At 40.2% G+C, this 13408-nt stretch carries 9 protein-coding genes and 2 pseudogenes; 4 read left to right on the top strand and 7 right to left on the bottom strand.

Annotation, left to right across the window (positions count from 1 at the left end; translation table 11 throughout):
• Window positions 1-23 precede the first annotated feature (23 nt).
• A complete protein-coding gene (locus tag PSR9079_RS17025) occupies window positions 24-1910 on the bottom strand; it encodes a M61 family metallopeptidase (protein ID WP_218939786.1) in 1887 nt (628 codons plus the stop codon).
• A 387-nt stretch (window positions 1911-2297) separates the two neighbouring features.
• Between PSR9079_RS17025 and PSR9079_RS17030 the strand changes: the two genes are divergently transcribed.
• Window positions 2298-2927, top strand: a complete 630-nt coding sequence (locus PSR9079_RS17030) for a trimeric intracellular cation channel family protein (protein ID WP_149982542.1) — start codon at window positions 2298-2300, stop codon at window positions 2925-2927.
• Window positions 2928-2931: 4 nt separating this feature from the next.
• Here the strand turns inward: PSR9079_RS17030 and PSR9079_RS24205 are convergent.
• Window positions 2932-3149, bottom strand: a pseudogene (locus PSR9079_RS24205) (ClbS/DfsB family four-helix bundle protein); the annotation flags it as partial.
• Here PSR9079_RS24205 and PSR9079_RS24045 point away from each other — a divergent pair.
• Window positions 3146-3376, top strand: a pseudogene (locus PSR9079_RS24045) (EamA family transporter); the annotation flags it as partial. The pseudogenes PSR9079_RS24205 and PSR9079_RS24045 sit on opposite strands and share 4 nt — an antisense overlap.
• Window positions 3377-3423: 47 nt before the next feature.
• On the opposite strand, the gene PSR9079_RS17040 reads toward PSR9079_RS24045, so the two are convergent.
• Window positions 3424-3843 (bottom strand): MAPEG family protein, encoded by a 420-nt coding sequence (locus PSR9079_RS17040; protein WP_149982543.1) that lies wholly within the window; start codon window positions 3841-3843, stop codon window positions 3424-3426.
• Window positions 3844-4122: 279 nt separating this feature from the next.
• Here PSR9079_RS17040 and PSR9079_RS17045 point away from each other — a divergent pair, with 279 nt between their 5' ends.
• The gene (locus PSR9079_RS17045) at window positions 4123-5289 is read left to right on the top strand and encodes a DUF3103 family protein (protein WP_149982544.1); all 1167 of its coding nucleotides are present in this window, start codon (window positions 4123-4125) and stop codon (window positions 5287-5289) included.
• Between the two features lie 133 nt (window positions 5290-5422).
• Here PSR9079_RS17045 and PSR9079_RS17050 read toward each other — a convergent pair whose 3' ends face one another.
• The 4 genes from PSR9079_RS17050 to PSR9079_RS17065 all read right to left on the bottom strand — a co-directional run bounded on the left by PSR9079_RS17050 (window position 5423) and on the right by PSR9079_RS17065 (window position 11721).
• Window positions 5423-6544, bottom strand: coding sequence for an ABC transporter permease (locus PSR9079_RS17050; RefSeq protein ID WP_149982545.1), 1122 nt, complete (start codon window positions 6542-6544; stop codon window positions 5423-5425).
• 2 nt (window positions 6545-6546) lie between these two features.
• Window positions 6547-9348 (bottom strand): ribosome-associated ATPase/putative transporter RbbA, encoded by a 2802-nt coding sequence (rbbA, locus tag PSR9079_RS17055; protein WP_149982546.1) that lies wholly within the window; start codon window positions 9346-9348, stop codon window positions 6547-6549.
• Complete coding sequence (locus PSR9079_RS17060) at window positions 9348-10352, bottom strand: HlyD family secretion protein (protein ID WP_149982547.1); 1005 nt, start codon at window positions 10350-10352, stop codon at window positions 9348-9350. The genes rbbA and PSR9079_RS17060 overlap by 1 nt, the downstream gene beginning before the upstream one ends.
• A 355-nt stretch (window positions 10353-10707) precedes the next feature.
• Window positions 10708-11721: an endonuclease/exonuclease/phosphatase family protein gene (locus PSR9079_RS17065; protein WP_149982548.1), complete on the bottom strand. Its 1014-nt coding sequence runs from the start codon at window positions 11719-11721 to the stop codon at window positions 10708-10710.
• A 234-nt stretch (window positions 11722-11955) separates the two neighbouring features.
• Between PSR9079_RS17065 and PSR9079_RS17070 the strand changes: the two genes are divergently transcribed.
• On the top strand, window positions 11956-13218 hold the full coding sequence (locus PSR9079_RS17070; protein WP_149982549.1) for a valine--pyruvate transaminase: 1263 nt from the start codon (window positions 11956-11958) through the stop codon (window positions 13216-13218).
• The last annotated feature ends 190 nt before the right edge of the window (window positions 13219-13408 follow it).

Genomic DNA, 13408 nt, shown 5'->3' on the forward strand with positions numbered 1-13408 from the left:
TGATAAACCTACGCGGATTTATTTTATCGTGCGGTTAGTAGCTGTGATAAATAGTCAGGCTTACCTTCAATACGTTCAAGGTGAGGATATTTAAGGCCATCATGATAATCGATCTGGATTTCACTGTACTGATCAAAGTTTTTCACCAAGAGCTTAATTGGCGCTTTTGAGCCTTTAGCATCCGTCACTGCATCTTTGAGTGCATCAGCACTAAATTGAGTATTATTAACGGCAACAATTTGCATACTTGGCGCAAGACCCGCATTAAATGCAGGGCTATCCCATAATACGTCACGCATTTTGCCTTCTTTATTTACCGAGAAGCCCAGAGAATAAAGTAAATCAGTTGATTTATAGCGGCTTTCAATTGCTTTAATGCCATCAGAGGCTTTATCGTTATAGGTCAATTTCCAACCTTGGTCTTCCAGTGATTTAGATAAGTTAACATGGCCTTTTAAACGCGAATTAATAAAGTCATCCCATTGATACTTTTCAATACCATTAAGCGTGTTAATCACATCATCAAATTTATAGGTCAACACATTCCAATCACCCGGGTTTACGCCAAAAAAGTTCTGGGCAAAATCATCTAATGAATGACTGTTGTTACTCAATTCACGTAATTTTGCATCAACCGCAAACCAAATTAATTCTCCACCAGAGTAATAGTCTTCGCTCATTTGATAACTACGATAAGGCAAAGATGAACGCTGAGCGATAGTTGGATCGTTGGTTGTATCTAAAATATTACGCCATGCCATGCCAGGTCGGCCTTGGTCGTAGGTTGCACCTAAACGAGCTAGCATATCCATCGCATTTTCTTGGCTCCAAAGTCCAGAACGAGCCGCAATGACTTGCCCCCAAAACTGTGTTTGCCCTTCATATACCCATAAACCATTAGCTTCTTTAACTTGGTTATAGGTCGGTGTCCATAATGCGTCAGGGCGACGATATTTACCATTCCATGAATGATTAAATTCGTGTGCTAATAAATCGCGACCGACCCATGACTTATCCCAGTCAGTAAAATAATTTTCTTTCGCGCTATTTTCACTTGAGCGATGATGTTCCATGCCGATACCGCCTAACTTATCTGTCAGGGCAAGTAAAAAGTCATAATGATCAAAGTGATGTGCACCATAAAGCGCATACATTTGTTGAATAAGCTCACGGTGTGCTGTTAACCCTTCAGCACTGATCTCAAGATCTTTTTCTTTATCGGCAAAGACATTTAAGAACACCGGAGTATCTGCATTTGGGTTTAAATCAACACACTTATAGTGGCTACCGGCAAACATTGGCGAGTCTACAAGGTTTTCAAAATCAATTCCCTCAAAGGTAACTGTATTGCCTTTTTGCGAAGATTTTTCAAGTGCAGTAGCAAACTGCCACCCTTTTGGTAACGTTACACTCGGTTGAAATTTAATTTTACGGCTATAGTGCCCAGCAGGGTAAAGCGCTACTGTATCCCATTGTAAATTGAGCATTTCTGGCGTCATCATAACGCGCCCTTGCTCTGAACTTTGTGGTGACAAGAATTGATATTCAACATGCAACTCACGTACACCTTTAGGAACCTTAAGATTAAAAGCATATACATTGCCAGGATCTCGTTGCCATTCGATCACTTTACCTTTTGCTGACATTTTCAATCCAGCCAACTGACTTATTGGTCCAACTGGTGAGTGATGTCCAGGTATCCATTGTGGATAAAGCAAAGTCATTTCACCAGCACTAACAGGGATAGTTTCGTTTATTTTAAAAATACGATGAGCTAGATCTGTGGCATCAACCGCTATTTTTATAGTGCCGGAATATGGGGTATCAATCGGGTTTGGAACATCAGCAAACGCTGGAAGCGTAAAGCCCATAACAGAGCTGAGGGCAGCAGCAAAAACATGTTTATTCACTTACTTCTCCAATTAGAGAGGCGCAAAGCACGCGCATTAGATGGGTATTGTCCTAGTAATTTGAGTGCAAAACACTCGATAACCTCCCTTTTACTTTCAGAAACTTCTGAAACAACCAACATCAGTTATAACTATAACAACAGCTAATAGCAATTATTTATGGACGAACAACCATTTAATGCGTTCAATTTACTTGCGCTTTAAGTCAATTTATAGTGCCGAATTTAGCTGTATCAGCGCTTATTTGCATTCTTGTACTGAGAATATAAGAGCGCTGCAAGCACTGTTTTAAAACTTAATCATGCACCATACCTATGTTCAGGCTAAATAAATCATCAGTACGCTATTCTAATAGGCTACTTTTTTGGTAATGGTATGGAGACCACAATGGCATCTGACTATTTTCATTTGTTAAATTTGATCGGGGTAGCGTTTTTTGCCATCTCAGGTACTCTAATGGGCCATGAAAAAAACATAGGAGGTTTTGGTGTTGTGGTTGTCGCGTCAGTGACAGCGCTCGGCGGCGGCACACTGCGCGACGTATTATTAAACCACCCAGTATTTTGGATAGCCGAACCGGATTATTTATACGCAACATACAGCGCCATATTTATCGCCGTAATATTTATTCGTCATTTACCTCACGTATCAAACTATTACATGTTGCTGGTCGATGCTTTGGGCATGGCAATTTTTAATATTGTTGGCATTGAAAAGTCCTTAATCGAAGGCACTACGATGATTGTGGCTATTACTATGGGCATGACCACGGGCATCTTTGGTGGTCTAATGCGCGATGTAATATGCCGTGAAGTCCCCCTTGTCATGCGCGAAGAGCTCTACTCCACCGCGTGTCTATCTGGTGGCTTAACTTATGCCACACTGTTTCTATTAGAAGTACCTTATGTTTGGTGTATTTTAGGCGCACTCTTTATTACCGTATTTTTACGGCTCGGTTCCCTACACTGGGGATGGCAACCAAATATATTTAGAAAAAGGTCGGTTAGAAAACAATAGTTTGCTATGTGAAGTTCCGATTAAAACGCCGAACTTTTGTACGTACCTTTTTCATCGATGATGACGTATTAAACTGAATCTTACATCCCAATGTCCATTTTTCGTACCAGGTTACAGCATAAAATTCATAGTTATTTAAGCTGAAATAAGCAAGAGTATATCGTTTGCCTTAAATTCAAGCTCCATAAGTAGATCATCGTATTTCCAGTCTCGATACTCTTGTTATTGGGTCAGGATTTGCTTTGTGAAGTCAGCCATTTATAGGTGGAAATATGATACTTTTAGGCACCTTGTCTTATTTTACCCCTATTTTCTCCACTGTGTTTGCCTCTATTAACTTATCCGTTGCTTTAGCTGACTATTTTTTACAAGGTGTTGTACTCGTGACTATTGGGTCGTTAATTTGCTTTTGGGTTACCCGCACAAAAAAACCTGTAGTAGATAACTAAATGTAAAAGCGAAAAGCAAATAACGCTTTTCGCTTTATCAGGTTTTATTAGTTGGCTAATCTTAGCCCTAGCATCACCAGCATAACTAGATTCGCAATTACGCCAATCAAAAAGAAGTAGCTACGCGGGCTGGGGTTTTTCTCTGTGGCAATTGCGTAATACAGTACCATATGAATTAAACGTGCAATGACGTAAACCCAAATACAGATTGCAAAAACCGAACTGTGGTAATTAATCACAAAGGCAAATAAAACCGTTCCTATAAATAACGCGCTGTTTTCTAATGTGTTATGAAAGGTGCGATGCGCTCTAAATATAAAACTCTCATGAGATAGGTCTTTATCAATTTTTCCTGGCACAGCCCCAGGCTGTTTGGCTTTACTAAACGTCGCCACTGCCCACTGTACTAACACCATAATTAAATATAAATAAAATGCTATAAACGCTGAATGCCCTATATCGGTCATTGCTTAATCCTTTGTGTTGTTATTAGAGTAGTAGTTATAGCAACTATCAAGCCACATATAAGCCACTGATATATATAGAAATTACTTTTTAGTAAAATGATTTTTTGTAATAGATTCATTCTTTATATAAAACTTACTCTATAACAGCGGCTTGGTATTTTTTGCAGCCTAAGCGCAACCACAAAAACAATACTAATTACTTACTTTATAAATTTTGTTTGATTATTTATTCTAAGTATTGTTTTATAGCGTTACTGATAACGGAACGGTAAAATAAATATGATGAATAAAATAACCAAATGCTTGGCAACCTTAGCTCTGTTGAACTGTGTATCAGCGCCCGCTTTTTCAGCTCAATATGAAATCGAAAAAGGTGAAAACTTGTCTAAGTTGGCGCAATACAAAGACGTAACCACCATTAAACGCAATTTCGCAAAACAAATAGCGCTTAATTACAGTGTATTAAACGCTGATCTTAAACAAACGCTAAGCCAATATAAACTGGTTTTGAATGCGGATCAGCTACCGTCTTTAGGCATGCACACACAACAAAATACTCGTTTAGCAAACAGCGCATTACAACAGCTTAAAGGTTTACCACAAAACACCGGTAGTTTGTTACAAGTGCGTTTGGCTAGCGATGAAATGCTTAGCGCTTGGCAGCAAGGCGAACGCCCTTTATTTGCATTTGCACCTGCTGGTGACGATTCGCAATGGAGCGAGATTGAAGCGTTCGATCAGTTTGGTGACATTCACTATCTTAGTGTTGATCAAATGCCGACCCAACCTGTATTTATTGTCGAATTAGATCAACAAAAAGTACAAGATGCGGGTATTGCAGTAATGAGAGGAATTTTATCTGCTAACAAATTCAGTAAAACCACGGTTAGTCCACAAAACCAGTTAAGCAATGAACAACCCCTGCAAACCAGTGTATTGAAAAAAATACGCTTAGAAGATGACAAAGAACCTTGGATCTCAGGTGGTGCTGAAATTTATGCCATTGTAACGGGTATCGACCCCACCCGAGATGAACCAATATTAGATATCGTTGATTTACCTTATTTAGATCATGACAAAACCGATTACAGCCCTAATCAGGTTTTAATTCATTGGCAGCGTTATCGTTGGCAAGCGGTCGATTTACTCTTAATGGAACAAGATGACAACACCAACTATAGAACTCTAGCAATAAAATTATTAGAAATATCAGAGCAAGTAATGGCGAGCATTCCTGATTTACAAGCGCAAGGTTATGCCATTATCCCTAAGCTGACCAATGAACTACTAAAAGCAATGCCGGATGAATGGTTTACTAATAATGACGATTATGTTGATGTTTTTTACACGCTGTTTGAAAACAAAGACTATCAAGAATATAAAGGAGCAAGCAGTAGTGCGACCATTACGCTGTCTCCTTTAGAAATTAACCCAAGACTAAACTAAGTCATCCCCATTCGCTTAATTATTATTGCGGATGGTATCTTCTTCACTAGCCACCCATTAGCGCTTTAACGTTAACGGGTGGCTTTATCTTAAACAGCCACTTTTTTGAAAACACGCGTTATATTTTAATACCCTAACCTTGCGCTACTGATTTACGAAAGCGCATTAATGCAACAGTAAAAAACACACTGCCAATAACAACTAACGCTAAAAAGTAAGGCCAAACTACATCCCACCCTGCTCCTCGGTATAAAATTGCTTGAGCAAATTTTACAAAATGCGTTGTTGGCGCCAATAACATTATATTTTGCACCACCTCAGGCATACTTTCATGCGGCGTAACACCACCAGAGAGCATTTGTAATGGTAATAAAATTAAGATCATCAGTAACCCGAGTTGCGGCATGGTGCGCGCCTGCGTTCCTAACAATATACCCAGCGATGTGGTCGCAAATAAATGAATAGCAACGCCAAATAAAAATAAGCCTGGCGAGCCATGAATAGGCACTTGTAACAAACCTTCGATCACAATAAATAATGAAAACGTAGTCAGTAATAAAATCACTAACCCATTGGCCCAAATTTTCGCCATCACTATTTCAAAGGGGCTTAATGGCATCACTAATAAATGCTCTAATGTGCCGTGTTCACGTTCACGGATCACCGCGGCGCCAGTTAAAATAATCGAAATCATCGTGATCACGTTCATTAATTCCATCACGCTACCAAACCATACGCTTGTCATGTTTGGATTAAACATAATGTGCGCCGATTGCTTTATTGGCAGTGAATAAACGGTTCGATAACCTTGCACAAACTCATTTACCTCGCCGTTAATAATGGTTTGAATATAGTTATCACCAATAAATGCTTGCGACATACGCGTAGCATCTATATTTACTTGAATCGTAGGTTGCTTAGCTGCAAGTACATCACGCTCAAAATAAGGCGGTATATTAAGCACAAAAGTATAACGGCCATTATCCATAGCTGAGTCAATATCGCTTAATGAAATACTGTCTGGTGTTTTAAAGTAAGGCTCATAAAAGGCATTAATAATACGCTTGGATAATTGCGATTGGTCGTGATCAACAACTGCAATCGGCGCATTATTTAACTCTATCGACGTGGCTGAAGCCACCACATAAATCAGCCCAGTAAAAGCAAAAAAAACAAATAGCAGTAAAACCTTATCACGCCATAAACTACGCAACTCTTTAATACCTAAATTAACAATGTTTCCGCGACGTTGCATGGCTATTTGTCCTGCTTTGGAAGTAAAAATACACTGGCCAGAGTCAGCACAGGTATAAAAACGAATAAAGGCAGTAGCTGGGCTGATAAATCAGAAAAATTAAGCGCTTTATTAAAGACCCCTCGACACGCCTCTAAAAAGTAGGTGGTTGGAAACAATTTGCCAATAATCGCACCAAACCCTTCCAAGGAAGAAACAGGGTCAATTAGCCCACAAAAGTTAACGGCAATCATCAACACAACCACCGTAGTGGCTGCCAATGCTGAAATTTGTGTTTTTGTAAAAGCCGAAATTAACAGCCCCACCCCCGTAGTCGCTGTAACGTATAATAATGCAGCCAAACTAAGCGCCCAAAAGCTGCCTTTTAGCGCCACACCAAACACGGTAATAGCAAGTGCGACTAAGCCAAAAAAGCTGATCATACTCACTAAAATGTAAGGCAGCTGTTTGCCAATAATAAATTCCAGCCGGTTAACCGGTGTTACATATAAGTTTATGATTGAACCCAACTCTTTTTCCCGCACTACGCCAAGCGCCATCAATATTGCAGGAATAAATACCAGTAGCAGTGGAATAACCGCCGGCACCATGGCCTCAATGCTTTTAAAATCTTGGTTATAACGATAGCGAGATTCAATATTAGCTGGCACTAAGTTTGGTACTTGTGCATAAGTGCGCAAAGATAAGTTGGTTAAATAGCTGTAATACACGCCGCTCATATAACCATTAATCGTTTCTGCCCTAAACGGCATAGAACCATCAATCCACACTACAATTTCAGGTTTACGGCCGCGTTTAAATTGCTGAGCAAAGTTAGGTGGAATTTCAACGGCCACGCTTAACTCACCACTGCGCATTCGTTTATTAAGTTCTTGCGGGCTTTTAATATCTGCTTTTTGAATAAAGTAACGTGAACCTGCCATATTTTGAATGTAGTTGCGGCTCTCGGGCGATTGGTCTTGATCTAGTACCGCAAAGCTTAAATCTTCAACATCAAATGTAATGCCGTAACCTAAAATAAACAGCAAAATTATCGAGCCCAGCAAAGCAAACGTTAGGCGAATAGGATCGCGCCATAACTCTAGCGTTTCGCGATGCGCATAACCAAATAACCGCAACAAACTAAATGCGGGGTTAGTGTTATTCTTACGAGTAGCGGGCGCTGTAGCCAAAGCTTTGGGTTTATCAGTTATCGATGCTTGTATCGCCGAGCTTGCTCCGGCTGCATTTACTGCTTCTTCTAAATATGCAATAAAGGTAGCTTCTAGTGTGTCGGTATTACGCGCTTGGCACAGTGCAGCTGGCGTATCGCTGGCAAGTATTTTACCTGCATGCATTAACGAAATTCTATCGCAACGTGCTGCTTCATCCATAAAGTGAGTCGAAATAAAAATAGTCACGCCTTGTTCGCGCGAAAGCTCAATGAGTAACTGCCAAAAGTCATCCCTTGCAACGGGGTCTACACCCGATGTGGGCTCATCAAGTATGAGCATTTCAGGGCTATGAACTACCGCAACAGCAAGCGATAAACGCTGGCGAATACCTAGGGGCAAATCGGTAGGAAAATCGTCACTGTATTTTTTAAGGTTAAACCGAGTAATTAAATCTTTAACGCGCGGCTCTATTTTCTCTGCGGGTAAGTGAAATAAACGAGCATGCAATACCAAGTTTTGCTTCACTGTAAGCTCGTTATAAAGCGAAAATGCTTGTGACATAAAACCAACGCGTTTGCGGCTTTCGATGTTATTGGCATCGACCTTTTCACCAAACAATTTTGCTTCGCCACTGGTTGTGGGTTGTAACCCGGTAAGCATTTTCATTGTGGTAGTTTTTCCACAGCCATTTGAGCCTAAAAAGCCAAAAATTTCACCTTGTTCAATACTTAAACTCACGTTGTTAACAGCGGTAAAATCACCAAATGTTTTACATAATCCATTTGCTTCTATAGCGAACTGGGTTGTGTTTAAGTCTTGTTTACGAGGTGGCACAACTAACCGCTGATGATCATGACGTTTTTCTTCAGGAAGTAATGCTATAAACGCTTCATCAAGCGATTCTTTATTAGTTTGCATTTTTAGGTTTTGTGGGCTGCCCGTACCGATTATTTTCCCATCGTCCATAGCGACTAGCCAATCAAAATCATCGGCTTCTTCCATGTAGGCGGTCGCAACCAGTACGCTCATCGGTGTATTTTCAGCGCGAATACTGTTTATTAATTGCCAAAATTGACGACGCGATAGCGGATCAACTCCGGTTGTTGGCTCATCTAAAATCAATAATTGAGGGTCATGGATCAATGCGCAGCACAAACCGAGTTTTTGTTTCATCCCGCCAGATAGCTTTTCTGCGGGGCGATCGGCAAATGCCTCTAAGCCTGTACTTTTTAAAAGGTTATTAATTCGTTGTTTGCGCTCTGCTTTATTTTGAGAAAAAAGGCGACCAAAAAAATCTATATTTTCAAACACAGAAAGTGTTGGGTACACATTTTTGCCAAGCCCTTGAGGCATGTAAGCAATGCGTGGCGACACCGAATTACGAAAACTACTACTACGCATATTGCCGTTTAATACCTCAACCTCCCCCTCTTGAATCGCCCTTGCCCCCGCTATAAGTGCCAATAAGCTTGATTTTCCTACGCCATCAGGGCCTATAAACCCAATCATTTTCCCGGCAGGTAATGAAATGCTAATGTTGTCCAGCACGCGATTATTAGCATAGCGATGACTCACCTTAGTAAGCGTAACTACACTTTCAAGAGGTGGCTGTTGCGCGTTTTTATCAGTGTTATTATTAGCGTTATCCATTATTCAGGTACTCGTACCTGTAACGACGTAGGCCAATTTTTTTCAGGTGCTAACAACACATAAGCAAGCCCTGGCACCCCTGTTTTTACTTGTTTGATATGATCTTTTAATAACTGCGAGTCGAGCTTTACCTTAACTCTAAACATCAGTTTATCGCGCTCGTTTCGGGTTTCTACCGATTTAGGGGTAAATTGCGCCTGTGCAGACACAAACGTCACTTTAGCCGGCAATGTATACTCGGCAACAGCATCAATAACAATGCGCGCTTGAGAGCCTATTGTTACCTTGCCCGCTTGCGCGGTTGGTAAATATATACTCATATAAACATCGGTTAAATCCAATAACGATAAAACCTTACCACCACTGCCAAGCACTTCGCCAGGCTCAGCTAATCGATACAATATGCGTCCATTGATTGGTGCTGTGAGCGTGCTGTCGGCTATGTTGCTTTGTAATCGCTCAATACGTGCCTGCGCTGCTTCTATTTCAGCATCCGACTGCACAACTTTTACGTTTGCCGCGGTTAAAGCAGCTTGCGCAATAGCAGAGGTGGTTCGTTGTTGATCAACCACTTCTTTTGAAATATGGCCTTTTTCTAATAATTTTGCAGAGCGGCGCAATTCAGTTTGTGCAAAATTAAGCTCACTTTTATGCTGCTCTACAATCGCTAATGCGTATTTACGAGACTCATTAGCAACACGAAGCCCCGCCTCAGCTTCACGTAACTGTGCATTTAAATCATCAGTATCAATAACCGCTAACGTTTGACCCGCTTTGACCATATCGCCTTCTTGCACCATAACATCAACTAAGCGGCCCGGTAATTTTGTAGCAATATCGTACTCGGTCGCTTCAATTCGCCCATTTCCATAGGCAACACTGTCAGGGAGTTGTTCAGCAAATGATGTAGGTTGCAAGGTTTGCCAAGCATACCAGCCAGCCCCCCCCACAATGACCAATACAGCGAGCTTACTCAAAGATTTGAACGTTGATTTAATTGTCATATGCTAAAACTCCATGTATTAAAAAAGTAATGTAAGTGGGGGTAGTCAAGGTAAAAATTTTTAGGATACAGCACGCTATTTGTTATATGAAAGCAACCCTGCTTTGTAAGTACAACAAGGGTAGTTGTAATAAGCGATTTAAACGAACTTAAAAATCCAGCTTCACTAATCTACCACCCTCACCGTTAATAAAGATGATGTGGATCAATATAAATTAGAGTTAATGCACTAATTATTAGTGATTTTTTAAAACAGCAGGATAAAAGAAAGGGAAAACATCAAGGCACCTACTGAGCGCCTTAATATTAATTATGTCAGCGGCAGATTAGCTTACAATTTATAGTAACAAAACCCGCTACGACCTTAATGCTAAGCTAATCAATACCACGCCATGATCGGTGCTTAAATCATCACGCTCAAATTCAGGGTTAATTAAATGACGGTCGTAAGTATGGTACTGGCTCACCTCAAAAAAGCTGTCGTCGTAACTTGAGTCAAACTCGCAAGATAACAAAATATAGTCAAGCACTGAGCTGCTCGCGCCAAAATAATGGGTAGGCTTTCGCTTTAAATCCACTGTATTTTGATTATTTTGATTAGCCAAATTTAATTGCGACTTTGCAAATAACTGCCATGCGTCGTTAAGGCAATATTTTGCAAGGTAAGTTTTACTGTCCAACGTGGGGGCAAAGCGCAGTGTATTTGTTAGTAAATGGCTTAAAACGCCATCGGCTAGGTCGTTATTAAAATCGCCCATTAAAACCATTGGGTTGTGTGTAGATTCGCGGCGCGCAATGATGTCTATCATCAGTAATGTGGCTTCACTGCCGCGCTGAATAGTTGAGCCCCAACTCCCTGCTATATCGGCTTTTAATAACTCAATAATGTTTTTTTCGGGTGTGAGGTCTTTGTTTTGCTCATCGAGCTCTATCATTGAGCGCTTAGACTTAAAATGCACCACATAACAATCCGTGTTGCCGATATGCGGTAAAGTTATTGTAGCTCTAAGCACCTTTCGGCTAAATGTAAAATCATCAGTTAAACCAAGGGTTTTAGCAAGCTCATGGTCATGCTCAACACTTGCCACTTCAACGATTGGGTATTTAGCAGCAAGTGCTACTACAGGTCGTTTGTAAATAAAGTCGTCGATTACCTGAGGCTCATCTACCACGGCAAAGTACTCATAGCCTTGCTCTTTAACTAATTCTTTAAGCGACTCAATACTAAATACTTCTTGAAAGCCAATCATATCAGGCTGATGCTCGGTTAAGTAATTTACAAGCCAACGCTGCTTTTTAGCCCACTGCTCTGCGGTGTATATGCGTTCAAATTCATAATAGGCATTAGGCGGCTCAAGGTAATTAAACAAATTAAAAGTGGCAATTTTAAGAATCGTATCAGTAATAACCGAATCGTCTGCTGTGGTGTTTAAAAGTGTTTTAGTGTGTGATTCAAGGTTGCTGATAAGGCTGCCCTACTTAAAATATGAAAAACGATTATAGCGGGTTATGGCTATATTAATCTAAGCGGTGAAAATTTTTCAATATCAAATTCATAGTGTTAATTTACACTAACTTATCATTTTTTAAGGCACACGGTCATTATGGATTACTCAAACTTCGGCACTAAATTTACTCAACCTAATGGTATTACTCAGTTAATGGAAGATTTAGGTGATGCTAAAAACAGTAACAATCCAAATATTGTTATGCTCGGTGGTGGTAATCCGGCCTTAGTGCCTGTGGTTAATGATTTTTTTATCAATGAGTTACAAAAGCTTGTTGCTAATAATACACTTTCCAACGTATTTGGACTTTACGATGGCCCTGCGGGTAATGATGCATTTCGTGCAGCTCTGGCCAAGCAACTAAAAAGTGAATACTCATGGGATTTAACCGCAAATAATATAGCGCTTGGTAATGGCAGCCAAGCCAATTTTTTTGTGTTATTTAATCTGTTAGCTGGCAGTATGCCTGATGGTAGCCATAAAAAGGTTTTATTTCCGCTGGCACCTGAATATGTCGGCTATGCAGATCAGGGCTTAACTGACGATATGTTTGTAGCAATAAAGCCCGATATCGAAATTTTAAATACTGAAAGTGGCTCAAACCAATTTAAATATATCATTGACTTTAAAGCTGTTGAGCAAGTATTAGCAAGCGACAGCAGCATTAGCGCACTGTGTGTGTCTCGCCCTACTAACCCTACAGGCAATGTCATTACTGATGAAGAAGTACATCATCTCGATTTATTGGCTAAGCAATATAATATCCCACTGATCATTGATAACGCCTACGGCGACCCATTCCCTGGGTGTATTTATACCGATGCAAACTTAACCTGGAACTCAAACATTATTTTATGCATGTCACTTTCAAAGCTTGGCCTACCGGGTTTGCGAACCGGTATTGTAGTGGCTAACAATGACATAATTAAAGCCATTGGCCGTGTAAATGGCAGTATGGTTTTATCGCCAAACAGTTTTGGCCCAAGTTTAGTAACACGCCTAATTAATGAAGATGAACTCCTCCCGCTGTGTAAAAATTCAGTGCTGCCTTTTTATCGAGAAAAAGCACAAACAGCAATGAACTTGTTTGATGAAATATTTGCCCACCTCCCCGTTTACTTACACAAAGTAGAAGGCGCATTTTTTATGTGGCTGTGGTTTAAAGAGGCAAAAATAACCAGCGAACAACTTTACCAAAAGCTTAAAGAGCAGGATGTTTATATTATTCCCGGGCATAATTTTTTTATTGGTATTGATGATGCTTGGGCACACAAACACCAGTGTATTCGCATTAATTATGCAACCGATGCCAGCACTTTGCGAAAAGGCTTAGAGGCCATTAAAGCCGTGATGGCATGAATTGATATTTAGGGCATTCAAACCCTTTGCGTGAATACAGTGCGTGCAAAGCGTTTATAGTGCCTATAGTTATTGGCATAAACCTGTGAACAATTTAAGGTTATTCAGTCATCCTCTAAGCCGTTAAATAAGCCCTAAACTGAGGTAAGCGGTTATTACTTTTATTTGTTGATTGTATTAATTTTGTGCA

It is taken from the genome of Pseudoalteromonas rhizosphaerae (assembly GCF_902498845.1).
GTDB classification, from domain to species: domain Bacteria; phylum Pseudomonadota; class Gammaproteobacteria; order Enterobacterales; family Alteromonadaceae; genus Pseudoalteromonas; species Pseudoalteromonas rhizosphaerae.